The sequence below is a fragment of the Phytohabitans houttuyneae genome, from assembly GCF_011764425.1.
GTDB lineage: Bacteria > Actinomycetota > Actinomycetes > Mycobacteriales > Micromonosporaceae > Phytohabitans > Phytohabitans houttuyneae.
The window spans coordinates 650,780-675,543 of sequence record NZ_BLPF01000004.1 but is presented as its reverse complement, the minus strand read 5'-3'; the positions used below and the strand labels follow the sequence as shown (position 1 = coordinate 675,543).

23 protein-coding genes, 2 pseudogenes and 1 riboswitch are annotated in these 24,764 nt (G+C 71.4%); of the genes and pseudogenes, 15 read left to right on the top strand and 10 right to left on the bottom strand.

Annotated features, from left to right (window positions below; all coding sequences use genetic code 11):
- Positions 1–33: 33 nt before the first annotated feature.
- The gene (gene ppdK / locus Phou_RS45720; protein WP_173070336.1) at positions 34–2,730 is read right to left on the bottom strand and encodes a pyruvate, phosphate dikinase; all 2,697 of its coding nucleotides are present in this window, start codon (positions 2,728–2,730) and stop codon (positions 34–36) included.
- Positions 2,731–2,902: 172 nt separating this feature from the next.
- Positions 2,903–4,057: a tRNA dihydrouridine synthase DusB gene (dusB, locus tag Phou_RS45715; RefSeq protein ID WP_246274655.1), complete on the bottom strand. Its 1,155-nt coding sequence runs from the start codon at positions 4,055–4,057 to the stop codon at positions 2,903–2,905.
- Between dusB and Phou_RS45710 the strand changes: the two genes are divergently transcribed.
- Complete coding sequence (locus Phou_RS45710; RefSeq protein WP_173070334.1) at positions 4,048–4,572, top strand: XdhC family protein; 525 nt, start codon at positions 4,048–4,050, stop codon at positions 4,570–4,572. The genes dusB and Phou_RS45710 overlap by 10 nt on opposite strands.
- Before the next feature lie 131 nt (positions 4,573–4,703).
- On the opposite strand, the gene Phou_RS45705 is transcribed toward Phou_RS45710, so the two are convergent.
- From Phou_RS45705 to Phou_RS45695, 3 genes are all read right to left on the bottom strand, one after another.
- Entirely contained in the window at positions 4,704–6,083 is a 1,380-nt protein-coding gene (locus Phou_RS45705; RefSeq protein WP_173070332.1) for a glycine--tRNA ligase, read from the bottom strand.
- A 116-nt stretch (positions 6,084–6,199) separates the two neighbouring features.
- On the bottom strand, positions 6,200–6,712 hold the full coding sequence (locus tag Phou_RS45700; protein ID WP_173070330.1) for an Rv0361 family membrane protein: 513 nt from the start codon (positions 6,710–6,712) through the stop codon (positions 6,200–6,202).
- A 57-nt stretch (positions 6,713–6,769) separates the two neighbouring features.
- Positions 6,770–7,123, bottom strand: a complete 354-nt coding sequence (locus Phou_RS45695; protein ID WP_173070328.1) for an antibiotic biosynthesis monooxygenase family protein — start codon at positions 7,121–7,123, stop codon at positions 6,770–6,772.
- 24 nt (positions 7,124–7,147) lie between these two features.
- Here Phou_RS45695 and Phou_RS45690 point away from each other — a divergent pair, with 24 nt between their 5' ends.
- From Phou_RS45690 to Phou_RS45660, 7 genes and pseudogenes are all read left to right on the top strand, one after another.
- Entirely contained in the window at positions 7,148–7,396 is a 249-nt protein-coding gene (locus Phou_RS45690; RefSeq protein ID WP_173070326.1) for a DUF6703 family protein, read from the top strand.
- A gap of 48 nt (positions 7,397–7,444) precedes the next feature.
- Positions 7,445–8,394: pseudogene (locus Phou_RS45685) on the top strand (metal ABC transporter substrate-binding protein).
- Positions 8,391–9,155 carry a metal ABC transporter ATP-binding protein gene (locus tag Phou_RS45680; protein WP_371872271.1) on the top strand — a complete coding sequence of 255 codons (765 nt, stop codon included), beginning with the start codon at positions 8,391–8,393 and terminating at the stop codon, positions 9,153–9,155. Before Phou_RS45685 ends, Phou_RS45680 begins: the two are co-directional and overlap by 4 nt.
- Complete coding sequence (locus Phou_RS45675; protein WP_173070324.1) at positions 9,152–10,027, top strand: metal ABC transporter permease; 876 nt, start codon at positions 9,152–9,154, stop codon at positions 10,025–10,027. The genes Phou_RS45680 and Phou_RS45675 overlap by 4 nt, the downstream gene beginning before the upstream one ends.
- 30 nt (positions 10,028–10,057) lie before the next feature.
- Positions 10,058–10,348: pseudogene (locus Phou_RS45670) on the top strand (ArsR/SmtB family transcription factor); the annotation flags it as partial.
- Between the two features lie 170 nt (positions 10,349–10,518).
- Positions 10,519–10,935, top strand: coding sequence for a Fur family transcriptional regulator (locus tag Phou_RS45665; RefSeq protein ID WP_281365187.1), 417 nt, complete (start codon positions 10,519–10,521; stop codon positions 10,933–10,935).
- A gap of 58 nt (positions 10,936–10,993) precedes the next feature.
- Complete coding sequence (locus tag Phou_RS45660; protein WP_173070322.1) at positions 10,994–11,593, top strand: hypothetical protein; 600 nt, start codon at positions 10,994–10,996, stop codon at positions 11,591–11,593.
- Positions 11,594–11,713: 120 nt separating this feature from the next.
- Here Phou_RS45660 and Phou_RS45655 read toward each other — a convergent pair whose 3' ends face one another.
- Genes Phou_RS45655 through Phou_RS45635 form a run of 5 tightly spaced genes read right to left on the bottom strand, consistent with a single transcriptional unit; the run spans position 11,714 to position 16,618 of the window.
- Positions 11,714–13,633 carry an acyl-CoA dehydrogenase family protein gene (locus tag Phou_RS45655; protein ID WP_173070320.1) on the bottom strand — a complete coding sequence of 640 codons (1,920 nt, stop codon included), beginning with the start codon at positions 13,631–13,633 and terminating at the stop codon, positions 11,714–11,716.
- Between the two features lie 19 nt (positions 13,634–13,652).
- A complete protein-coding gene (locus Phou_RS45650) occupies positions 13,653–14,138 on the bottom strand; it encodes a DUF6328 family protein (RefSeq protein ID WP_173070318.1) in 486 nt (161 codons plus the stop codon).
- Between the two features lie 53 nt (positions 14,139–14,191).
- Complete coding sequence (locus Phou_RS45645) at positions 14,192–14,944, bottom strand: sugar isomerase domain-containing protein (RefSeq protein ID WP_173070316.1); 753 nt, start codon at positions 14,942–14,944, stop codon at positions 14,192–14,194.
- Positions 14,937–15,665, bottom strand: coding sequence for a TIGR03943 family putative permease subunit (locus Phou_RS45640; protein WP_173070314.1), 729 nt, complete (start codon positions 15,663–15,665; stop codon positions 14,937–14,939). Before Phou_RS45640 ends, Phou_RS45645 begins: the two co-directional genes overlap by 8 nt.
- A complete protein-coding gene (locus Phou_RS45635) occupies positions 15,662–16,618 on the bottom strand; it encodes a permease (RefSeq protein WP_246274810.1) in 957 nt (318 codons plus the stop codon). The genes Phou_RS45640 and Phou_RS45635 overlap by 4 nt, the downstream gene beginning before the upstream one ends.
- 152 nt (positions 16,619–16,770) lie before the next feature.
- Positions 16,771–16,882, top strand: a riboswitch (TPP riboswitch).
- Between the two features lie 53 nt (positions 16,883–16,935).
- Between Phou_RS45635 and Phou_RS54090 the strand changes: the two genes are divergently transcribed.
- The 7 genes from Phou_RS54090 to Phou_RS45605 all read left to right on the top strand — a co-directional run bounded on the left by Phou_RS54090 (position 16,936) and on the right by Phou_RS45605 (position 24,357).
- Entirely contained in the window at positions 16,936–17,508 is a 573-nt protein-coding gene (locus Phou_RS54090) for an ECF transporter S component (RefSeq protein WP_246274648.1), read from the top strand.
- The gene (locus tag Phou_RS45630) at positions 17,508–18,881 is read left to right on the top strand and encodes an ABC transporter ATP-binding protein (protein ID WP_246274808.1); all 1,374 of its coding nucleotides are present in this window, start codon (positions 17,508–17,510) and stop codon (positions 18,879–18,881) included. The genes Phou_RS54090 and Phou_RS45630 overlap by 1 nt, the downstream gene beginning before the upstream one ends.
- Positions 18,878–19,627, top strand: coding sequence for an energy-coupling factor transporter transmembrane component T family protein (locus Phou_RS45625; protein ID WP_173070308.1), 750 nt, complete (start codon positions 18,878–18,880; stop codon positions 19,625–19,627). Before Phou_RS45630 ends, Phou_RS45625 begins: the two co-directional genes overlap by 4 nt.
- A gap of 116 nt (positions 19,628–19,743) precedes the next feature.
- A complete protein-coding gene (locus tag Phou_RS45620; RefSeq protein WP_173070306.1) occupies positions 19,744–21,438 on the top strand; it encodes a PHP domain-containing protein in 1,695 nt (564 codons plus the stop codon).
- 143 nt (positions 21,439–21,581) lie between these two features.
- Positions 21,582–21,956, top strand: a complete 375-nt coding sequence (locus Phou_RS45615; RefSeq protein ID WP_173070304.1) for a hypothetical protein — start codon at positions 21,582–21,584, stop codon at positions 21,954–21,956.
- Between the two features lie 4 nt (positions 21,957–21,960).
- Entirely contained in the window at positions 21,961–22,659 is a 699-nt protein-coding gene (locus Phou_RS45610) for an HAD family hydrolase (RefSeq protein WP_246274646.1), read from the top strand.
- A 291-nt stretch (positions 22,660–22,950) separates the two neighbouring features.
- Entirely contained in the window at positions 22,951–24,357 is a 1,407-nt protein-coding gene (locus Phou_RS45605) for a peroxidase family protein (RefSeq protein ID WP_173070302.1), read from the top strand.
- The last annotated feature ends 407 nt before the right edge of the window (positions 24,358–24,764 follow it).

Sequence of the window (24,764 nt, the reverse complement as noted above, 5' to 3'; positions counted from 1 at the left end):
GAGCACGCCCTGCCCGGCCGGCGGACCACCGCGCTACCGGCTGTCCGACGCCGCCGCGGTCTCGATCGCCGCGCGGCCGGCCTCCAGCCGTGCGATGGGCACGCGGAAGGGCGAGCACGAGACGTAGTCAAGCCCCACCTCGTGGAAGAAGTGCACCGACTCGGGGTCGCCGCCGTGCTCGCCGCACACGCCGAGCTTGAGGTCGGGCCGGGCCGCGCGCCCCTCGTCGACCGCGATGCGCACCAGCCGGCCCACGCCGTCCCGGTCGAGCGACTCGAAGGGCGAGATGCCGAAGATGCCCAGCTCGATGTAGCGCCAGAAGAACGCGCCCTCGACGTCGTCGCGGGAGAAGCCCCACGCCATCTGCGTCAGATCGTTGGTGCCGAACGAGAAGAACTCGGCGGCCTCGGCGATCTGCCCCGACGTGAGCGCGGCCCGCGGCACCTCGATCATCGTGCCGATCGACACCTCGCCGGCGCCGGCCTCGGCGATGATGCGCTCGGCCTCGCCGCGTACCGTCTCCAGCTCCTGCACGGCACCCACGAGCGGCACCATGATCTCCGGCCGCGGGTTGCCGCCGCGGCGCGCGCACTCGGCCGCGGCCTCGGCTATCGCGCGCACCTGCATGGCGAACAGGCCCGGGATGACAAGGCCCAGCCGCACGCCGCGCAGGCCCAGCATCGGGTTCTGCTCGTGCATGCGGCGTACGGCCGCGAGCAGCGCCTCCGCCTTCGCCGCGTCCTCGCCCCGCTCGTGCGCGACCGCCACGCTCACGGCCAGCTCCTCCAGCGGCGGCAGGAACTCGTGCAGCGGCGGGTCAATCAGCCGCACGGTCACCGGCAGCCCGTCCATCGCCTCGAAGATCTCGACGAAGTCGGCCCGCTGCAGGGGAAGCAGCGCGTCCAGCGCCTCCTGCCGCTCGCCGTCGGTGCGGGCGAGGATGAGGCGCTCGACAAGCTCGCGCCGGTCACCCAGGAACATGTGCTCGGTGCGGCACAGGCCGATCCCCTCGGCGCCGAACCGCCGCGCCCGCGCCGCGTCCCGCCCGGTGTCCGCGTTCGTCCTTACCCGCAGCCGCCGCGCCGCGTCGGCGTGCGACATGATCCGGTGTACCGCCGACACGAGCGGATCCGCGTCGCCCTGCTCCGGGGAGACCTCGCCCTCGAAGTAGCGGACCACTTCGGACGGTCGCACCGGCACCTCGCCGACGTACACCCGGCCGGTCGTGCCGTCGATCGAGATGACCTCACCCTCGCCGATCGCCGTACCGTCCACAGTGAACTTCTTGCCGCGAGCGTCCACATCGAGCGTGTCCGCGCCGCAGACGCACGTCTTGCCCATGCCCCGCGCGACAACCGCCGCGTGGCTCGTCTTGCCACCGCGCGAGGTGAGGATGCCCTGCGCGGCGATCATGCCGGGGAGGTCGTCCGGGTTGGTCTCCCGCCGTACCAGGATGACCGCCTCGCCCTCCTTGGCCAGCTCGACCGCGCGCTCCGCGTCGAAGACGACCTTGCCGACCGCCGCGCCCGGCGAGGCACCGACGCCCTTGGCCAGCGGCTTGGGTTTGCCGGCGAGGTCGAAGCGGGGAAACATGAGCTGACCCAGCTGCGCGCCGGTGACCCGCCGCGCCGCCTCGTCGAGGTCGATGAGTCCTTCGTCGACGAGCTGCCCGGCGATGATGAACGCGGCCGCCGCGGTGCGCTTGCCCACCCGGGTCTGCAGCATCCACAGCTTGCCCTGCTCGATGGTGAACTCGATGTCGCACAGGTCGCGGTAGTGACCCTCCAATGTGGCCATGATGCCGAGCAGTTCGTCGTACGACTTCTTGTCCAGCCGCTCCAGCTCCTGCAGCGGGATCGTGTTGCGGATGCCCGCGACGACGTCCTCGCCCTGAGCGTTGGCCAGGTAGTCGCCGTAGATGCCCTGCGTGCCGGAGGCGGGGTCGCGGGTGAAGGCGACGCCGGTGCCGGAGTCGGGGCCGAGGTTGCCGAAGACCATCGCCACGACGTTCACGGCGGTGCCGAGGTCGGCCGGGATGCGCTCCTGGCGGCGGTACAGCACGGCCCGGTCCGCGTTCCACGACTCGAAGACCGCGCGGATGGCGAGGTCCATCTGCTCGCGGGCGTTCTGGGGAAACTCGCGACCGGTGTGCTTGGCGAAGATCTTCTTGTAGTCGTCGACCAGCGCGCGCAGGTCGGCCGCGTCCAGGTCGAGGTCGTTGTCCGTGCCCCGGGCCGCCTTGGCCTCGTCGAGCGCGTGCTCGAACTCCTCGCCGGGCACCTCGCACACCGTCTTGCCGAACATCTGGATCAGCCGGCGGTACGAGTCCCACGCGAAACGCTCGTCACCGCCGGCCTGCGCGGCGAGCCCGGCGACGCTCTCGTCGTTGAGCCCCACGTTGAGGACGGTCTCCATCATGCCCGGCATCGAGTAGCGGGCACCCGAACGCACCGACACCAGCAGCGGGTCGGCCGCGTCGCCGAGGCGCTTGCCGCGCGCCTGCTCCAGCGCCACCAGGTGGGTGTCGACCTGCTCGCGCAGCCCGTCCGGTTCGCGGCCCGTGGTCAGGTACGCGCGGCACGCTTCGGTGGTGATCGTGAAGCCCGGCGGCACGGGCAGCCCGAGGTTCGTCATCTCGGCGAGGTTGGCCCCCTTACCGCCGAGGAGGTCCGCCATCTCCTTGTTGCCTTCGGCGAAGTCGTACACGTAGACGTCTTCGTTCGCTGCCACCTTGGCCTCCTGCCACGTTCACCGTTGAACGAGGGTTTAGTACCCAATGGTGGGCGAAGGTTAAGCGAGATACGCCACGTCTCGGGAGTGTTCGGTGACCAGCCGCACACCCCAGGGACGTGTGAGGTTCATTGGGGCGCCTGGGAACGGTCCCACGAGCAGTTTTGCGCGCTCAGCCGCCTGAGTCGTCGTGCTCGGCGTCATCCGGGACGGCCTCGGAGTCGCGGTCATCCAACCAGCCGTACGGCAGGACGACGCGAGCCGGCGCGTTTGTGCGCCCGCGCGGCTGGCCGAGGACGTCGGCCGGGAACGGCTCGCTGGCGTCGACCTTGCCCAGCAGGTCGTCGAGCTCGGCGAGGGACGAGGCCATGGCCATCGACCGGCGCAGCTCGGCGCCGACCGGAAAGCCCTTGAGGTACCACGCGACGTGCTTGCGGAAGTCGGTGACCGCCTCGCGCTCGGCACCCCACCAGTCGACCAGCAGCTCGGCGTGGCGGCGCATGACCCGGGCGACCTCGCCGAGCGCGGGCATGACCCGCTCCTGGCGACCCGCGAACCCGGCCGCGAGGTCGGCGAAGAGCCACGGGCGGCCCAGGCAGCCCCGGCCGACGACCACGCCGTCGCAGCCGGTCTCGGCCACCATGCGCAGGGCGTCGTCGGCCTCCCAGATGTCGCCGTTGCCCAGCACCGGCACGTCGAGTGCCTGCTTGAGCGTGGCGATCGCCTCCCAGTCAGCCGCTCCGGAGTAGCGCTGGGCGGCGGTGCGCGCGTGCAGGGCGACCCAGGCCACGCCCGCGTCCTGCGCGGTGAGCCCGGCCTCGACGTACGTCAGGTGGTCGTCGTCGATGCCCTTGCGCATCTTGACGGTGACCGGCAGTCCGGCGGCGTTGTCGACGGCCGCGCGCACGATCGCGCCGAACAGCCGCCGCTTCCAAGGGATCGCCGAGCCGCCGCCCTTGCTGGTGATCTTTTTGACGCTGCAGCCGAAGTTGAGGTCGATGTGGTCGGCCAGCCCTTCGTCGACCACGCGCCGCACGGCCTTGGCGGTGATGTCCGGGTCCACGCCGTAGAGCTGCATGCTGCGCGGGTGCTCGTCGGCGCCGAACTCGATCAGCCGCTCGGTCTTCGGGTTGCGGTGGTGCAGCGCCACCGTCGTGATCATCTCGCAGACGTAGAGGCCCGCGCCGTACTCCCGGCAGAGCCGGCGGAACGCCACGTTGGTGATGCCGGCCATCGGCGCCAGCACCACCGGCGGGTCGATCCCGTGTCGACCCAGCATCAACGTTCCACTCACGCCAACCAGGGTAGTTTGGGTCGGTGACCACATCCGATCCGGCGTGCGACACGGCACACGGTGACCTGCCGCCCGATCATGGGCCGCGCACGCTCGTCGCCGTCTTCGAGTCGCCGGTCGCCGAGCACCTGATCCGGTTCGCCGCCGACCTGGGCTACCGCACGGTCCTCGTCGAGCCCCAGCCGCGGCTGCTGGCCGGCACCCCCAAGCCGCACGGCGACCAGACGGTGGCGAGCGTCACCGCCGCGGGCGTCGACGAGCACAGCGACGTGGTCGTCACCGATCACGACCGCCCCGAGCTCGGTGCCCTGCTGCGCGACGCGCTCGACAGCAAGGCGCGGTGGATCGGCGTGATGGGCGCCAAGCGGCACAGTGCGCCGCACATCGAGGCGCTGAAGCAGCTGGGCGTCGACGAGGCGGAGATCGCTCGGGTGCACCGCCCGATCGGCCTCAACATCGGCTCCCGGACGCCCGCCGAGATCGCCATCGCCACGCTGGCCGGCCTGATCGCGGACCGCAACGGCCGCCCGGGCGGCTTCGCCTTTTGATCGAAAGCGCGACCAACCGCGCAGGGTGAGGCCGCGGGAGCAACGGTCCGGACCACGGCGGACGTCGCGGTAGCTCCCTGTCAAATGGTCCGGAGGCACATGCGCGCCCCCGGACCAGGGGCGACGGGCGGTCAGCAGCCGGGGAGGCGGTCGATCAGGTAGCGCTCGACCTGGTCGAGCGGCACGCGCTCCTGCTGCATCGTGTCGCGGTCGCGGACGGTCACGGCGTTGTCCTGGAGGGTGTCGAAGTCGACAGTCACGCAGAACGGCGTGCCGATCTCGTCCTGCCGGCGGTAGCGGCGGCCGATCGCCTGCGAGTCGTCGAACTCGACGATCCACCGCTTGCGGAGCGTGGCGGCCAGCTCGCGGGCCTTCGGCGAGAGCTCGGGGTTGCGCGACAGCGGCAGCACCGCCACCTTGATCGGCGCCAGCCGGGGGTCGAAGCGCATCACCGTGCGCTTGTCGACGCCACCCTTGGTGTTCGGCGCCTCATCCTCGTCGTACGCCTCGAGCAGGAAGGCGAGCACCGCGCGGGTGAGGCCGGCTGCCGGCTCGATCACGTACGGCATCCAGCGCTCCTGCTTTTCCTGGTCGAAGTACGACAGGTCGACGCCGGAGTGCTTGCTGTGCGTGCTGAGGTCGAAGTCGGTGCGGTTGGCGATGCCCTCCAGCTCGGAAAACTCCGTGCCGCCGAACAGGAAGCGGTACTCGATGTCGACGGTCCGCTTCGAGTAGTGCGACAGCTTCTCCTTCGGGTGCTCGTAGAAGCGCAGGTTGTCCGGCGAGAGACCGAGGTCGATGTACCAGTTCCACCGCTCCTGCAGCCAGTACTCGTGCCACTGCTCGTCGGTGCCCGGCTCGACGAAGAACTCCATCTCCATCTGCTCGAACTCGCGGGTGCGGAAGATGAAGTTGCCCGGCGTGATCTCGTTGCGGAACGACTTGCCGACCTGCGCGATGCCGAAAGGCGGCTTCTTGCGCGCGGCGGTCTCCACGTTGCGGTAGTTGACGAAGATGCCCTGCGCGGTCTCGGGCCGCAGGTAGTGCAGGCCCTCCTCGCTCTCCACCGGGCCGAGGTAGGTCTTCATCAGGCCGTTGAACATGCGCGGCTCGGTGAAGGTGCCCTTGTTGCCACAGTTGGGGCAGTTGATCTCGGAGAGGCCGGCCGGCGGGCGGCCGTGCTTGTGCTCGAACGCCTCTTCCAGGTGGTCGGCGCGGAAACGCTTGTGGCAGGAGAGGCACTCGGTCAGCGGGTCGACGAACGCGTCGAGGTGGCCCGAGGCTGCCCACACGTCCTTGGACAGGATCACGGCGGAGTCGATGCCGACGATGTCGTCGCGCTGCTGGACCATCGTGCGCCACCACTGGCGCCGGACGTTTTCCTTCAGCTCCACGCCGAGCGGACCGTAGTCCCAGGCCGACCGGGTGCCCCCGTAGATCTCGCTGGAGGGGAAGACGAAGCCCCGGCGCTTGGCGAGGCTGACAACGGCGTCGATGCGGTCGGCTGGCATTGTGATTTCCTCCTGCGCCGGCTGGCGGTCGGCGGGGACCAAAGGGAAGGACTGCGGACGGGATTTACAACGGCTACCGCCACCGTACGGTTACCGGCGGGCCAAACCCCAGCAGATTACCCCGCGATGCCGCACACCTCGAACTGGCCGGTGCCCGCGTCCTGGGCGAGCGTGATCTCGAGCCGGTCCTGCCCACCTGTCGCGTACGTCACGTCGGCCGGCACCGTCAGGGCGGGGATGGCGACGTCGCCCACCTCGTACGACGTGATCCGCGGCCCGCTGGACACGCGGGCGGTGAACTGCGCCGGCGTCTCGTCCTCCTGCGCGTCGTCGCAGAGCAGCTTGTAGGCGTCCTGGTAGTTGCCCTCGGACAGGGCGTCGAAGTAGCCGCCCACGATGGTCTGCGCCTGCTCGTTGAGCGACTCCGCCTGGGTGATCACGAGCCCGACCAGCGCGGTGCCGCCGGCACCGCAGCACAGGACGGCGGCGAGGCCGGCCACGCCCAGCGACAGCCACATCCGCGCGTTACGCCCCTCGATGGGTGGCGCCGCGAACGGTGGCGTCACGCCCGGCCCGGGCGGCGGCGGTGGCACGTCGGTGGGCGAGGGGGCGCCGGCTGCCAGCGTCATGACGGCAAGCGTAGTGCGCTTCCGCCCGCGAGCAGGGTCACCGTGGGAAAGCGGAGGTCACCTGGGCGAAGGCGGCCCCTGGTCGGCCGCGCGGTCGCTCGCCGCCGTGACCACCTCGCCGCCGGGTGCGGCCTCGGCCAGCGCCTCGTACGCGGAGGGCTCGTCGAGCGACTCGGCGAGCAGCGGGGTGGCGTACATCTTCACGTCGAAGGCGCCGAGCGCCCGCCGGTACGTCCCGACGGACTCCCACTCGGTGACCAGGCACCAGTGCGACGGCTCGTCGAGCGCGCGGGTGAGCCGGCCCCGCAGGTAGCCGGGGCGCGCCGCCAGTGCGGCGAGCGCGGCGTGTGCCCGCTCGGTGAACGATCCGGCCGCGGCCTCCTCAACCACGAACCGGTTCATGACCAGCACGGGCGCCTCCTTAAGGTTGAATCCATGAAGGGTACGCGTGAAGCCCGGCTGGCCCGGATCAACCCGACCACCGCGTTCCTCGGTGCGCTGGTCGTCGTGCTCATCGGCCTCTTCGCGCCGGGGGTGTTCGGCGGGGTGGTGCTGCTGGCGCTGGCCGGCGGGCTCATCTACCTGATGCGCCGCACGTGGCCGGTGACCTCTCCGCAGACGCGAACGATCCGGGTGTTCATGCTGGGGCTGCTGCTCCTGGCGGCGCTGTTCAAGATCCTGTAGACCCATGCGCTTTTGACAATCATTGTCATCTCGGCGGAGAGTGGTGGTATGCGAAACCGCCCCACCCCTCGGGCGCTGCTCGCCGCGGCCCTCGCCATCGGCGCCCTGACCGCCTGCGGCGACGACGCCACCGGCGCCAGCTCGGACCAGCTCAGCGTCGTCGCTGCCTTCTACCCGCTCCAGTTCGTCGCCGAGAAGGTCGGCGGCGACGCGGTGCACGTCACCAACCTCGCCAAACCCGGCGCCGAGCCGCACGACCTCGAGCTCAACGCCGACCAGGTGGCCCAGATCGTCGACGCCAAGGTCGTCGTCTACCTCAAGGGCTTCCAGCCGGCCGTCGACGAGGCGGTGGAGCAGCAGGGCGGCGACCGCGCGTTCGACGTGTCGACGGCCGTGCCGCTGCTCGACGCCACCGATGCCGGCCACTCACACGAGGGCGAGGAGCCCGGCGGCGAAGAGCACGCCGAGGAGGCCGGCGGCAAGGACCCGCACGTGTGGCTCGACCCCACCCGCCTCGCCACCATCGGCGAAAAGGTGGCCGAGCGGCTCGGCCAGGCCGACCCCGACCACGCCGCCGACTACACCGCCCGCGCGGCGACGCTCCGGACCGACCTCGATGCGCTGGACAAGGAGTACGCGGCCGGGCTCAAGACCTGCCAGCGGCGGGAGATCGTGACAAGCCACGCCGCGTTCGGGTACCTGGCCGACCGGTACGACCTGGAGCAGATCGGGATCACCGGCCTCACCCCGAGGACGAGCCCTCGCCGCAGCGGCTGGCCGAGGTGGCCGAGGAGGCGAAGGAGCACAAGGCGACCACGATCTTCTTCGAGACGCTGGTGAGCCCGAAGGTCGCCGAGACCATCGCGAGCGAGGTCGGAGCCAAGACCGCGGTTCTCGATCCCATTGAAGGGCTGCAGCCGGGCAGCTCCGACGACTACTTTTCGGTGATGCGGAAAAATCTTGCCACCCTCGGGCCGGCGCTGGGCTGCGGCACGTGAGCGAGCGTGCCGTGGTGGACGTCACGCACGGGGTGGTCGCGTACGGCGACCGCCCCGTCCTGCGTGATGTCTCACTGTGCGTCACGGCCGGCGAGGTCGTGGCGATCCTCGGCGCCAACGGCTCGGGCAAGTCGACCCTGATCCGCGCGATCCTCGGGCTCATCCCGCTCCGCGCGGGCGGCATCTCGCTGTTCGGCACGCCGCTGCGGCGCTTCCGGGAGTGGCACCGGATCGGGTACGTGCCGCAGCGCGTGGGCGCCGGCAGCGGCGTGCCCGCCACGGTGCGCGAGGTCGTCGCCTCCGGCCGCCTGGCCAGGCGTGGCGTGCTGCGGCCTCCCGGCGCTGCCGACCGGGCCGCGGTGAGCGCCGCGCTGGAGGCCGTGGGTCTCGCCGAGCGGGCCGGCGACCCGGTGTCCACCCTGTCCGGCGGGCAGCAGCAGCGCACCCTGATCGCCCGCGCGCTGTCCGGCGAGCCCGAGATGCTGGTGCTCGACGAGCCGACCGCCGGCGTCGACGCGGGCAGCCAGGAGGCGTTCGCCGAGGCGCTGGGCGGGTTCGTGTCCGGCGGCGGGACGGTGCTGCTGGTGGCGCACGAGCTGGGGCCGTTGCAGCCGCTGGTGGGGCGCGCGGTGGTGGTACACGATGGACAGATCGCGCACGACGGCGCGTGCCCACCGCCGGCGGGCCATCACGCCCTGCCCGGTCACGACCACGTCCACCCGCACGAGCATCCGGCGCCGCACGGGGTTTTCCACGCATGAGCATGTTCCAGTACGACTTCATGATCCGTGCGCTGATCGGCGCGCTCGTGATCGGGCTGTCCGCGCCCGCGCTCGGCATCTACCTGGTGCAGCGCCGGATGTCCCTGATCGGCGACGGCATCGGCCACGTGGCGCTCACCGGCGTCGGCGTGGGCCTGCTGCTCGACCGCTCCCCCGTGCTCACCGCCGTGATCGTCTCGACGATCGGCGCCGTCGCGATCGAGCTGCTCCGCGAGCGCGGCCGCACCTCCGGCGACCAGGCCCTCGCGCTGCTCTTCTACGGCGGCATCGCGGGCGGCGTGATGCTCGTCGGCCTCTCCGACAACCGCAGCAACGCCAACCTCATGGCGTACCTCTTCGGCTCGCTCACCACCACCTCCCGCAACGACCTGATCGTGATCGTGGTCCTCGGCGCGGCCGTGCTCGCCGCGATGCTGCTGCTGCGCCCCGCGCTGTTCGCGATCTGCCACGACGAGGAGTACGCCCGCGTCTCCGGCCTCCCGGTCCGCACGCTCAACGTGCTGATCGCGGTCACCGCCGCGGTCACCGTCACGATCGCCATGCGCACCGTCGGGCTGCTGCTGGTCAGCGCGCTGATGGTGGTACCGGTGGCGGCCGCCCAGCAGGTCACCCGGGGGTTCCGCGGCACGATGGCGCTCGCGATGGGGCTGGGCGTGCTCTCCGCCGGCCTCGGCGTGTGGCTGGCCGGCGAGGCGGACACCGCAGCCGGCGCGACGATCGTGGTCCTCGCCATCGCCGGCTTCGTGGCCATCGCCGCCGGGGCCGGGCTGTGGCGGCTGGTGCGCCGCCGGGTTCAGGCAATCCCCCATACCGTCGACGTGGAACCCCCGGACGTCGTCCTCGAGCGCTGATCGCCTCCCGTTTTGGACTACGGTTGCGAGGTGACCACGACAGCCGGATACGAGGCGTACGAGGGCGCTGGCGAATTGCTGCGCGCCCTGTCCGCGCCGATCCGGGTCGCGATCGTCACCGAGCTTGCCGGCGGCGAGCGCTGCGTGCACGAGCTTGTCGACAAGCTCGGCGCGGCGCAGCCACTCGTCTCCCAGCACCTGCGCGTCCTGCGGGGCGCGGGCGTGGTGCGGGGTGCGCGGCGCGGCCGTGAGATCGCGTACACGCTGGTCGACGAGCACATCGCGCACATCGTGGCCGACGCCGTCACCCACGCACGCGAGGCACACGTGAGAGAGCGTGGCCCCGAGGCTGACTCAACCCGGAGCTGGCCGCGAAGCGAGCAGCCCGGATTGAGCCGGCAGCCGGGGCCGAAGCGAGCTGAGCGAGCCAGCCAGCAGGGCCCGACGGCACCGGCGCACGACGACGGGGAGCGAGCGATCGAGGAGAAACATTGACCATCGACGAGGGGACCGGGGCGGCGGTCCGCAACACCCGCCAGCGCACCGCGGTCAGCTCACTTCTGGGCGAGGTGGAGGGTTTCCACAGCGCGCAGGAGCTGCACGCGATGCTGCGCGAGCGGGGTGAGCGGGTGGGCCTGACCACGGTTTACCGCACGCTGCAGGGCTTGGCCGACTCGGGCGAGGTCGACGTGATGCGCCCGCCGGGCGGGGAGCACCTCTACCGCCGGTGCAGCGAGGGCCATCACCACCACCTTGTCTGCCGCTCCTGCGGGCGCACGGTCGAGGTCGAGGGCCCGGCGGTGGAGAGTTGGGCCGACCGGGTGGCGGCGCAGCACGGGTTCGTCGGCGTGAGCCACACCCTGGAGATCTTCGGTACCTGCCCGGAGTGCGCCGCACGCACCGAATAGCCCCGCGCCCGCCCGTGGTTCCGGGTGATCTTGAAGGGTGTGCGGGACGCTGATCCCTGTGAAGATTTACGCCGATCGCGCCCCCGTCGCCGCTCGCCAACTGATCACCGATCTGCTCGTCGTCGCCTGGGTGTACTTCGCGATCCGGGCCGCGATGTGGCTGCACGACCTGGTGCAGAAGCTCGCCGTGCCCGGCCAGCGGCTGGAGGGCGCCGGCACGGGACTCGCCGACGGCCTGTCCGACGTCGGCAGCAAGATCAATCGGGTACCGATCGTGGGCGACGACCTGACCGCACCGTTCAACGGTGCCGCCGACGCCGCCCGCTCACTCGCCGGGGCGGGCCAGCAGCAGCAGGACGTGGTCAACGACCTGGCGCTCGCCCTCTCCCTCGGCCTGCTCGTGTTTCCCCTGGGCCTGGTGCTCTTCGTGTGGCTCCCGCTCCGGGTCCGCTGGATGCGCCGAGCCGGCGCCGCCGCCACCCTCCGCGGCGCCGCAGCGGGCCGCGACCTGCTCGCCCTGCGCGCCCTGGCCACCCAACCCCTGACCAAGCTGACCAGGATCGACCCTGACGTGGCCCAGTCCTGGCGCCGCGGCGACGAGGCCACCGTCGCCGCTTTGGCCGCGCTGGAACTCAAGGCGCTCGGCCTACGCCCCTGACGCCGCCATTGCCTCTCGCTGTTGATCAGGGCGCGGCCTCTCGCTGTTGATCAGGGAGTTGGTGGGCGTGTCACGCGGCGTGGCGCGGCACCAAGTCCCTGATCAACAAGGCTCGGGGCTTTACTCGGGTGGGATGCGGCGGCGCACGTCCTGTGCCGTCGACGGGCCGGGCTCCCACGTGGAGACCCACGCCCCGGTCGACGGGGGTGGGACGACGCCGTCCTCCACGAACTCGTACCGGCCGTCCAGCACCCGCTTGGCGACCTTGCTGTCCAGCGAGTCGGTGTTGTCCCACAGGGCGGCGAAGAGCGCCTCCGCACGCAGCCGCGCCTGGCGGCAGAAGAGGTCGGCCAGCTCGAGGCCTTCGGGTCGCGCGGAGCGCTCGGCGTGTGCGCGCACGCAGACCGCGGACATCGCGAAGAGCTCCGCGCCGATGTCCACGATGCGGCCGAGGAAGCCCTGCTTGCGCTCCAGCTTTCCCTGCCAGCGGGACATCGCGTAGAACGTCGACCGGGCCAGCTTGCGGGAGGCGCGCTCCACGTACCGCAGGTGGGCGGCGAGTGGACCGAAGTCGCCGTACCCCGTCGGGACCTGCCCGCGACCGACGGCGAGGGTCGGCAGCCACTTCGCGTAGAAGGCGCCCGCACGAGCGCCGGCGCGGGCTTTGCGCCCCAGGCCGGCGTCCGGATCGATGATGTCGCCGGCGACGGAGAGGTGTGCGTCGACCGCCTCGCGGGCGATCAGCAGATGCATGATCTCGGTGGAGCCCTCGAAGATCCGGTTGATCCGCAGGTCACGGAGGATCTGCTCGACCTCGACCGCACGCTCGCCGCGGGCGGCCAGCGAGTCGGCCGTCTCGTACCCCCGGCCGCCGCGGATCTGGATCAGCTCGTCGGCCACCTGCCAGGCCATCTCGCTGGCGTAGAGCTTGACCAGCGCGGCCTCGATGCGGATGTCGTTGCTGTCGTCGTCGGCGATGAGGCAGCAGAGGTCCAGCATGGACTCCATCGCGTACGTGGTCGCGGCAATGAACGCGATCTTCTTGGCGACCGCCTCGTGCTTGCCGACCGCGCGGCCCCACTGCACGCGTTCCGCGGACCACTGCCGCGCCACGCTGAGCGACCACTTGCCGGCGCCCACGCACATCGCGGGCAGGGAGAGGCGTCCCGTGTTCAAGGTGGTCAGGGCGATCTTGAGTCCCTTGCCGAGACCGCCGATGACGTTTTCGGCAGGCACGAACACGTCATGGAAGCGGGTGACGCTGTTTTCCAGCCCGCGCAGCCCGAGGAACTCGTTGCGCCGCTCGATCGTGATGCCCTCGGAGTCGCCCTCGACCACGAATGCGGTGATGCCCTTGTCGGGCACGCGTGCCATCACGACCAGCAGCGTGGCGACGGTGCCGTTGGTGGCCCACAGCTTGACGCCGTTGAGCCGGTATCCACCCTCGACCGGCTCGGCGATCGTGCCGAGGCGGGCCGGGTCGGAGCCGACGTCCGGCTCGGTGAGCAGGAACGCGGAGACCTCACCGCCGGCGAGGCGGGGCAGGTACTTCTTCTTCTGCTCGTCGGTGCCGAAGAGCTTGAGCGGCTGCGGAACGCCGATCGACTGGTGCGCGGACAGCAGCGCGCCGATCGACGGGTTGACCGAGCCGGCGAGCGTGAGGGCCTTGCAGTAGTGCAAATTGGAGAGTCCGAGCCCACCGTACTTCTTGTCGATCTTCATGCCGAACGCGCCCAGCGCCGCCAACCCGCGGAAGACCTCGTCCGGGATGCGCGCCTCGCGCTCGATCCGCGCACCGTCCACGTCGGACCGCACGTACGCGTCGAGCTTGGCCAGGAACTCCTCCGCGCCGGCCACGGACTCCGGGGAGGCGGTGGGCCAGGGGTCGATCAGGTCCAGCCTGAAGCGCCCGAGGAACAGCTCCTTGCCGAAGCTCGGCTTGCGCCACTCCGACTCGCGCGCGGCCTCGGCGACCTGCCTGGCCTGCTTTTCCGAAACGGTCGCGGTCACGGCATACCCCCTTGACGAGGACGGCTCCATGCCACGCTACCCGCTGGTGTTACCCCGCGGTAGGGACATCCTCGACCTCGCTGTCGTCGCGGTCGTCGCGGCGCAGCAGGGGAAGGATGAGCCATAGCAGCAGGAACCAGACAGCGGTTATCCCACTCAGCAGCAGGGCGAGCCACCGGTCAAGGATGAAGTCGGTGATCAGCAGTACCGCGCTCACCATCGCCACCAGCATGAACGCGAGCCCGAGCGAGGCCATCCGGTGCGCGGAGCGGACCAGCTCCGCCTTGCGACCGCGCTGGAAGAGCACCCGGTGGTACGCCACGGGCGCGATCAGCGTGGCCGCGGCGGCGGCCGCGGCGAGCAGGGCGATGATGTACACGTCCTTCTGGAAGGCGTTCACCTTGTCAAAGCCCGAGCTGAACGGCAGCGTCATCAGGAAGGCGAACAGGATCTGCACACCGGTCTGCGCGACGCGAAGCTCCTGCAGCAGATCGGCGAAGTTGCGCTCATAGCGTTCCTTGTCGGTCTCCGGCACGCCGCGCACAGTGCCCAGCCAAGCCCAAGATCAAACCCATTTTGATCACGACCTCAGGCGCCGCGGCGTATGCGGCCGGCGTAGCGGGCCTCCAACTCCTTGTTGTGCTCGTCGCCGGCGGGGATGTTCGCGGACAGGTACACCGGCGGCACCTCGCCCGCCTCGACCAGCCGGCGCACCACCTCCACCACCACCTGCTGGGCCAGTAGCGCCGCGGTGATCGACGAGATCGCGCCCACCGCGCCGCCGCCGGGCAGTGGGAGGGTGGCGTCGCCGTACGGCGCGCCGTTGTCGAGCACCACGTCGGCGATGTCGGAGAGCTTGCGGCCGGAGGGGTGGCGCGAGTCGACGCCCGCCGAGTGGGCCAGCGAGGTGACCGCGATCAGGCCGTGCCCGCGCTCCTTGACCAGCGTGGCGAACTCCACGATGGAGCCGTTGACGCCAGAGTTCGACGCGAAGACGAAGATGTCGGCGGGCTGGACCGGCGCCAGCTCGTAGAGGCGGCGGGCGACCGACGGGTCGCGTTCCAGCATCGGCCCGAGCACGCTCGGCGGCTCGCCGCCGAAGAGCACGAGGTCACGCAGCGCGATGCGGTTGGTGGGCACGAGCCCGCCGGCCCGCCCCGCGACCTCCATCGCGAACGCCTCCGAGTGCCCGCTGCCGAACGCGTGCACCACACCGCCGCCGCGCAGCGCCGCGACGATCATCTCGGCGGCCTTTTCGACGCCGTCGCGCTGGCTCGCCGAGACGCGCTGGACCGTCTCGGTGACGACGTGCAGATAGGCGTCGGCGCTCAGCTCACTCATACGGCTGCTTGGGCGGGTCGATCTGGGTCCAGGTCTCGACCTCGACGTAGGGGATCGTCTCCTCGTTGACCGGGTCGGTGACGGTCCGATCGGTGTACTTGCCGACCACCTCGACCCACGTGTCGTCGGCCAGCCCGGCGGGCGCGTTGCCGGACATGCCCACCTTGATCGGGCGCCCGTCTGCCGCGCAGCAGCTCAGGATGATGCGGGCCAGGATCGGCTCGCCGTTGGGTCCCTGCGCGACGAAGCCGGTGAGCTGAACGGTGCGGTCACCGAGCGAGACGCCCTTGTCGAAGACGGCCCGCGACGCGTAGTCGAGCACGCTGATCTTGGCGGGGTCGCCGGGCGGGAGCGGCGGGTAGTCGGAGATCTGCTGGCTGGAGAGGGCGGTGCCGGCCTGGCCCGCGGCGTACGACCCGAGGGCCGGGGGCGCGACGAGCAGCAGCCCCAGCACGGGAAGGATCAGCAGCCACGCCACCCACGGCTCGCGGTGCGGCTTGCCGTCGCCGTGGTCGTGGCTGTGCTCGTCGGCGTGCGGCTTGGGACGCAGGATCTCGTAGAAGAGCGTCATCACCGCGCCGGCGATCAGGACCACCCCGGCCGCGATGAGAAACGGCTGGAGCGACTCCTTCACGTAACGCAGGTACATGTCGGTCACGCTCGCCCTGACGATCGCGCCACCGAGCAGCAGCATCACGACCGCTTGCGCCTGCCGGTTCATAGCACTACCGCCCCCACTCCGACCGCGACGAGGATGCAGATCGCGAACGTCGCCGGAGCGAAGCGGAACGCGAAGCGGCGGCCGAAGACGCCGGTCTGCATCGAGATGAGCTTCAGGTCGACCATCGGGCCGACGACGAGGAAGACGAGCCGCGACGTGAGAGAGAACTGGGACAGCGACGCGGCCACGAACGCGTCGGCCTCCGAGCAGATCGACAGCAGCACGGCGAGCACGGCCAGCGCGAGCACCGAGAGGACCGGGTTGTCGGCGAGCGTCTGGAGCCAGCGCTCGGGCACCACGACGTTGATGGTCGCGGCGGCCATGGCACCCAGCACGAGGAAGCCGCCCGCGTGCACGACATCGTGGCGTACCGACGCCCAGAACGCGCGCCCCTTTGACGCGCCCTCGATGTCGGGCCGGTGCGGCAGCCGGATCCACTCGGCCTTGCCGAGGCGAAGCCACAGCCAGCCCATGATCATGGCGACGATGAGGCTCGCCACGCCGCGGCCGACCACCATCTCCGGGTTGTTCGGAAACGCCACCGCCGTGGCGGCCAGCACGATCGGGTTGATCGCGGGCGCGGCGAGCAGGAAGGCCAGCGCGGCGGCGGGCGTGACCCCGCGGCGGATCAGCGAGCCGGCGATCGGCACCGCCCCGCACTCGCAGCCGGGCAGCACCACACCGGCGCAGCTCGCCACCGGCACGGCGAGTGCGGGGTGGCGGGGCAGCGCGCGGGCCCAGAAGGAGCGGGGCACGTACACCGCGATGATCGCGGAGAGCACGACGCCGAAGACGAGGAACGGCACCGCCTGCACCATCACCGACACGAAGACGGTGGTCCAGGTCTGCAGGCGCGGGTTGGAGATGGCGTCGGCGACCGGGCCCCGGAAGAGCACGAGGAGGACGAGCAGCACCGCCAGGACCTCGACCGAGCCGATCCGGTCACCGAAGATCCGCCGGCGCGGCTCGTGCGGCTCCTCGGGAGGCGGCGGTGGAGTCTCGGGCACTGCCCGCTGGGCGGTCGCACGGTCTGCGGCGGTCACAGCAGGTAATCCCCTTCACTCACGCAGGCCGCCTCAGGGTATCGGGTGTTACGTTGACTGGAAACAACCGACAGGGGAGCGCAAAGCGCTGAGAGTGCGGGTGCCGCGAGGTGGCCGCAGACCCTCGAACCTGATCTGGGTAATGCCAGCGCAGGGAGTCGATTCTCAGGCTCGCCAGCATCCGGCGTGCGTCTTCTCCTGGTTCGCGAGGACTGGGAGGTTTTCATATGAACAACAACCGTTGGCGTACCGTCGACGTCGTTGTCGCGGCCGTACTGGGTGTCGCGTTCGGCGTCATCTTCTGGGCCTGGGGCCTGCTGTGGGACGGCCCGGCCAGTGCCATCCCGCTGCCCGGGCGGGCGCTCATCTACGGCATCTGGCTGGTGCCCGCCGTGCTCGGGCCCCTGGTGATCCGCAAGCCCGGCGCGGGCATCTTCACCGAGTTCGTGGCGGCCACGGTCTCGACGTTCTTCGGCTCGCCGTGGGGACTTGTCACCCTGCTGTACGGGCTGTTCCAGGGCGCCGCGGGCGAGTTCGCGTTCGCCGCGACCGGCTACCGGAGCTGGCGACTGCCGACCGCGATCGTGGGTGGGGCGCTTGCCGGCGGCGCGGCCACGCTGCTCGACGTGATCAACTACTACCCCGACACGAGCGCCGCCTGGAAGTGGGCGTACGCCGCGCTCCTCGTGCTCAGCTCGGCGATCATCGCGGGCGTTGGCGGCTGGCTCCTCACCCGCGCGCTCGCACAGACCGGAGTACTCGACCGCTTCCCCGCGGGCCGCGAACGCGCGCTGGTGTGATCCGGGCCAAAGGATTCGGGTGGCGGCACGCGGGGCGCAAGGCGTGGGCCGTGCGGGGGCTCGACCTGCGTATCGAGCGCGGCGAGCGGGTGCTGCTGCTGGGCCCGTCCGGCGCCGGCAAGAGCACCCTGCTCGCCGCGCTCGCCGGCCTGCTCGCGGCTGACTCCGGCGAGCGGGAGGGCACGGTCGAGGTCGACGGGCGGGTCGGCATCGTCTTCCAGGACCCGGAGACGCAGATCGTGATGGCGCGGGCCGGCGACGACGTGGCGTTCGGGCTGGAAAACCACGCCGTCCCGCGCGAGGAGATCTGGCGCCGGGTCGACGAGGCGCTGGCCCGCGTCGGCTTCCCCTACGGCCGCGACCGCTCCACCGCCGCGCTCTCCGGCGGCGAGCAGCAGCGGCTGGCGCTGGCCGGCGCGCTCGCCCTTCGCCCCGAGGTGCTGCTGCTCGACGAGCCCACCGCCAACCTCGATCCGGCCGGTGCCGACCTGGTCCGCGGCGCGCTCCGCGACGCGCTCGACCCCGACACGACCGTGGTGCTGGTGGAGCACCGGGTGGCCGAGGCGCTCCCCCTCGTCGACCGCGTGGTGGTCCTGGAGCCGGGCGGCGGCATCCGGGCCGACGGCCCGCCGGACGAGGTCTTCGCCGGCCACGGTGATCGCCTGGCCGCCGAGGGGGTCTGGGTGCCGGGTCATCCGGTGGCGCCCCGGCGCGCTGGCGCGCCGCCGGGAGAGGGGTTGCTCGCCGCCGAAAAGGCCACCATCCGGGATCGGCTGGCCCCCGTCGATTTCTTGGTACGCGAGGGCGAGTCCACGGCCGTCCTCGGCCCGAACGGCACGGGCAAGTCGACCCTGGCGCTGCTGCTCGGCGGCCTGCTGAAGCCGGACGGCGGGCGGGTCGCCGCCACCGCCGCACTCGCCGGCGCCGACGCGGCCACTGCCCCGCACCGCTGGCGGGCGCCCGCGCTGGCCCGCCGCATCGGCTCGGTCTTCCAGGACCCCGAGCACCAGTTCGTGACGTCCACCGTGTACGACGAGCTGGCGCTCGGCCCGCGCCGCACCGGCTCGCCCGACGAGGCTGTGAAGTCCACAGTGGACGACCTGCTCGCGCGGCTGCGGTTGGAGCGGCTGGCGGGCGCCAACCCGTACACCCTCTCCGGTGGCGAGGCGCGGCGGCTGAGCGTGGCGACGGCGCTGGCGGCCGCCCCGGCGCTGCTGGTCTTGGACGAGCCCACCTTCGGCCAGGACCGGCGCACCTGGATCGAGCTCGTCGACCTGCTCGCCGGCCTGCGCGACGCCGGCCGCGCCATCGTGACGGTCACCCACGACGCCGACTTCGTCGCCGCCCTCGCCGACCGGACGCTGCGGCTATGAGCGGTGTGCTCGCGCGCCGCAACCCGGTCGCCAAGGTCGCCGCCGCGCTCGTCTTCACCGTCGCGCTCGTCACGACGCTCGACCCGGTGCCGCCGGCCGTGGCCATCGCGGTCGAGCTGGCGCTGGTGCCGCTCTTCGGCGTCGGCTACCGCACGCTCGCCCGCCGCGCGTGGCCGTTGCTGATCAGCGCGGCCGGCGTCGCGTTGACGATGGTGCTCTTCGCCGCCGAACGCACCGGCGACACGCTCTTTCACGCCGGTCCCGTCGAGGTCACCACGAGCGTGCTCAGCAGCGCGCTCGGCCTCGCGCTGCGGGTCATCGCGATCGCGCTGCCCGGCGTGCTCGTCTTCGCCTCCACCGATCCGACCGACCTCGCCGACGCGCTCGTGCAGAACGTGCGTGCGCCGTACCGGTTCGCGATCGGCGCGCTCGCCGCGTTCCGCCTCGTGCCGCTGCTCGGCCAGGAGTGGCAGCTGCTCCGCCTCGCCCGGCGGGCCCGCGGCGTGGACGCCGGCCGCAACCCTGCCGCCGCGGCGCGCCTTTTCGTCTCGACCGCGTTCGGACTGCTCGTCGGCGCGATCCGGCGCGGCACCCGGCTGGCGGTGGCGATGGACGCGCGCGGATTCGACCGGGGCGGTCCGCGCAGCCAGGCGCGTACGCAGCGCTTCCGTGCCGCCGACGCGGCCCTCATAGCCGGCGCGCTGCTGCTCGCCGCGGCCGTGCTGCTGACCGGCACCGTCACCTGAAGGCCAACCATGCCAGGCTGCGCATGTTCGCATGTGCGCAGCCGTGAGGCCACCTCCCGTTCGCCGATGAGGACCAGATTGAGCGCTGGATCATCGCGAACACGAGGAGCGGACCCATGGGCCACGGCCACCACCATCACGATCTCGGCGGGCAGCCCGCCGACGTACCCGAGGCTCTCGACCTGTCCATCCCGGACAGCGAGCTCTCGCCCGCGGACGTCTCGCGGCGCGGCTTCCTGCGCGGCGCCGGCCTTCTCGGTGCCGGCGCGGCGGCGAGCGTCCTCGCGACGCCCGGCGTCGCACACGCGCACGGCGACGACCACGACCACGGTTCGAGCGGAGACCACGACCGCAAGGGCGGCTTCCTGTGGCTCGCCGGCGACCACCACATCCACACGCAGTACAGCTCGGACGCCCAGTACCGGGTGCTCGACCAGGCGCGGCACGCGCGGGCGTACGGCCTGGACTGGATCGTCATCACCGACCACGGCAGCGTGACGCACGCCAAGATCGGCGTCGAGAAGGTCAACCCGGACATCGTCGCGACCCGTGAAGAGCTCGACAACCTGCTCGTTTTCCAGGGCCTGGAGTGGAACATCCCGGCCGCCGAGCACGGCACCGTCTTCGTCCACCCCGGGCGGAACGAGGTGGCGGTGCTCAAGGAGTTCGAAAACGCGTACGACGGCTCGGTCAAGGGCGCGAGCAGCCCCACGCCGGAAAACGAGGCGCTGGCGGTGGCCGGCATCAAGTTTCTCGGCGAGGCCGTAAAGCGCCGCCGCGTCGAGGGCGCCCTCTTCCTCGCCAACCACCCGGCCCGCCGGGGCGTCGACTCGCCGCACGAGATCCGGGCGTGGCGCGACGCCGACCCGAGCGTGGCGGTGGGCTTCGAGGGCGCGCCCGGCCACCAGGCGGCCGGCCTGCCCAATGGCAACGCGGGCGGCCGCGGCTTCTACGAGGGCAGCCCTTCGTCGGCCTCGTTCCCCGGCTACCCGCTGGAGAGCTACCGCACCTGGGGCGGCTTCGACTGGATGACCGCCACGGTCGGCGGCCTCTGGGACAGCCTGCTCGCCGAGGGCAAGGCGTGGTGGATCAGCGCCAACTCGGACTCGCACGTCAACTACCTCGACACGTCGCAGCGCGGGCCGGACGGCAACTTCGAGCTCAACGGCCGCTACAACGACCCGGTGTACGGCCCGCTGCTCACCGAGGCCGGCGACTACTGGCCCGGCCAGTACAGCCGCACACACGTGGGCTCGACGTCGTTCGCGTACCGCGCGGTCATGGACGGCATCCGCTCCGGCCGCGTGTGGGTCGACCACGGCGGCCTGATCAGCGGCTTGGACGTGCGGGCCCGGGTGGCCGGCGACCGGCGGCCGGGCTCGGGCACCCCGCTGGGCGGCGTCATGCGCGTGCGGCGGGGCACGAAGGTCGAGCTGACCATCGACATCGACCTCGCGAACGGCCCCAACTGGGCCCAGTTCGTACCGGTGCTGGCGCGCGTCGACGTGATCGCCGGCTCGGTGACGGGTGCGGTGTCCGACCGCGACACCTTCACCGCACCGGACACGAAGGTGGTCAAGTCCTTCGAGGTGAACAAGGCGACCGGCAAAGCCTCGTTCACGTACTCCTTCGGCCGCGTGGACCAGCCGTTCTACGTCCGGGTGCGCGGTACCGACGGCAAGCGCAGCGCGCCCGGCCTGCTCGGTGCGGCTGTCGACCCGTCGGGCCCGGCGATGGACGTGATCGGTGACGCCGACCCGTGGCTGGACCTGTGGTTCTACGGCAACCCCATCTGGGTGCTCCCGAGTTGAGTCACGTCGAACACGTTCGATACGTAGGGGGAGGCCTCGGTCACGGGGCGAACCGGGAGGCTGAGCACTGGCTCCACACGCTCGGCCTCCCGGCCGGTGTCGAGGCGTGCACGCATCTGGCGCGCGCGCCGTACCCCCATGTCGTGGTGAGCCTCGCGCTGCCGGACGGTGCCTGGGCCGACCTGCCGGACGTGCCCGACGACCTGCGCGCGTCCGCGGACCGGGCGGCCGCCGACCACGCCGCGCGGCGCGGCGGCCGGGCGTTCCTCTTCGCGGGCGTCGAGGCGCTCACCGGCACGGTCACGGTCGGCGACCTGCTCGCGCGCAGTGCGATCTCGCGCGTGAAGGTGCTCGGCGGGGCGGTGGCCGACCCCGCGACGGAGATCGTCACCCGCGACTTCGTCCGTCCAGAGTGGATGGAGGGCGAGCTGACGCTGGTCGCCACGCCGGCACCGGGCGGTCGGCTGGCGCCGTTCGAGTTTCCCAACCCCACGCCGTGCTGCGGTGGCGCACACTGACGCCATGTCTCGTGCCACCCGCCTCGTCATGTGGGATGTCGATCACACTCTGCTGGCCGCCGGTGGCGTCGCCCGGCTGGCGTACGCCCCCGCCTTCACCGCCGTCACCGGCGTGGTGTGGCGGGAGATGGCGCACCCGGCCGGCCGCACCGACTGGGACATCGCGGTCGAGACGTTTGCGATGCACGGCATCGACGACTGCGAGCCGCACCTGGACGCGTTCTTCACCGTGTTCGCGGCCGAGTTCGCCGCCCGCCGGGAGCTGCTCGCCCACCAGGGGCGGGTGCTGCCCGGCGCCCGCGAGGTCCTGGCCGCGCTCGGCACCCGACCGCAGGTCGTGCAGACGCTGGTGACCGGCAACATCCGGCCGGTGGCGGTCGACAAGCTTGCCGCGTTCGACCTCGCCGCGTTCGTGGACTTCGAGATCGGCGGGTACGGCACCGACGACGTGGTGCGGGCGACGCTGGTGCGGCGGTCGCTCGAGCGGGCCGCAGCGAAGTACGGTCACGCGTTCGCGCCGTCCGACGTGATCGTGGTCGGCGACACGGTGTACGACGTGACCGCCGCGCTTGCCAACGGCGTCACCGCCGTGGCCGTCGCCACCGGCGGCACCTCCGCAGAGGCGCTCGCGGCGGCCGGAGCGCACGTGGTCCTCGACGACCTCAGCGACGTCGAGGCAGTCGTCGATCTCCTCGCGGACTGATCGCTAAAACCCCCTTGGGGTCCTGCGCTGTGTGTGGGAGCGGTTCCAAACTCTAGAAGGAATCCAAGTTAGCCAATTCGGCTCGTTCCCCACAAATGCTCCGAAAGGCGGCAGCGCATGCCTTCGCGACGTAGACCCCGGTCCGACTCCACACCCTCCGTCAGCCGGCGAGGTTTCATTACGCGCGTCGGCGGAGCGGCGGCCGGTGCAGTAGCGATTGGCGCGGCACCCTCTCCGTTTACCGGCTCACACGCGGCCTACGCGGCGACCCCACCCGACCGCTTCGGGCGCATGTTCCCCGACCTCGGTCCCTTCATCCCCGCTGACGACCGGCGGCGGGCGGCGCTCATGGACATCGGGCGCATGGGCGGCCTCATGGACGCCAAGGACCCTCTGCAGGAGGGCCCGATCCGCTTGATCACCAACCCCGAGCTCAGCCCCAACAACCGCGACAGCCAGGACGGCACGACAATCCACATGACGGCGGGTGTGACGTTCTTCGGCCAGTTCCTCGACCACGACATGACGTTCGACACGACGTCGCCGCTGGGCATCCCGACCACGCCGGAGTCGTCGCCGAACAGCCGCACGCCCTCCTTCGACCTGGACACTGTGTACGGCGGCGGTCCTGTCGCGAGCCCCACCCTCTACGAGCCCGACCGCGTCAAGCTGCGCATCGAAAACGGCGGCCTCTTCGAGGATGTGCCGCGCCAGTCGAACGGCACGGCGATCATCGGTGACCCCCGCAACGACGAGAACACGATGATCTCCGGCTTCCAGAGCGCGTTCATCCTCGCCCACAACCGGATCGTCGACCAGCTGCGCAGCCAGGGCGTGCCGGCGGACCAGCAGTTTGCGCAGGCCAGGCGCCTGCTCACCTGGCACTACCACTGGATCATCCTCAGGGAGTTCCTGCCGAACATCTGCGGTCAGTCCATGGTCAACACCGTGCTCAGCGGCGGCCGCCGCTGGTACCGGCCGGACCCCTCGCCGGCCTTCATCCCGGTGGAGTTCCAGATCGCGTACCGCTTCGGCCACAGCATGATCCGCCCGTCGTACCGCCTCAACCTCGCTGGCAACGCGGACGGCACGCCGTTCTTCGGCTTCATCTTCGACCCGGCCGGTGAGGGTCAGGCCGACCCCGTCGACCTGCGTGGCGGGAGGCGGGCCCGGCGCCGCTTCGTGGGCTGGCAGACGTTCTTCGACTTCGGCGGCGACCAGACGCAGCACGTGCGGCCCAACAAGCGCATCGACACCCGCATCTCCACTCCGCTGTTCAACCTGCCGCTGGGCGCCATCGCGAGCGGCGACCCGCCGACCTCGCTGCCCACCCGCAACCTCCTGCGCACGATGACGTGGGGCGTGCCGGCGGGCCAGCTGATCGCCCAGCGCATGGGCTACCCGCAGCTCCTGCTCCAGGAGCTTGCCGGCTACGGTGTGGCCCTCGAAAACCACACCCCGCTCTGGTACTACGTGCTGGCCGAAGCCGAGCGCATGACCAACGGCGTGACCCTGGGCCCGTGCGGCGGCCGCCTCGTGGCCGAGGTGTTCATCGGCCTGCTCCAGCTCGACCCCAACAGTTGGGTGCGCACCCAACCCACATGGAGGCCCACCCTGCCGTCCGTCACCCCCGGAAACTTCCGGATGACCGACCTTCTCCGCTGGGCCCGCGTGGACCCGGCGAGCCGCGGACAGTAACTAGCCATCTCCTTAGGCGCGGGTGCGCTCGGCGTGGGGCCGGGCGCACCCGCCTGCGTCATCCCTCGATCGCACCCCACCCTCCGCAGTGGACAGTCTCGCGCCGGACCGTTGCTCTCGCGGCCTCACGCACGGCCTCCAGCCACACCCTCCGTCGCGCCCGGCGCTGTAGCCTCCGCGCCCCCACCGAGCCGCGGACCTGAACGACGGTCCGGACCACTACAGGCTCTTTTGGGTGAGCTGCCCGACCGCGGAGGGTGAGGCCGCGGGAGCAACGGTCCGGACCACGACGGGCGTCGCGGCAGCTCTCATCCAGATCCACACCCCCGGGGGTGTGCCGAAATCCCGCCCTGCGGCCCTCTTGGATTGACGTGAAACAATGGCGTCCGGGCCCGACCCGCGCGCCC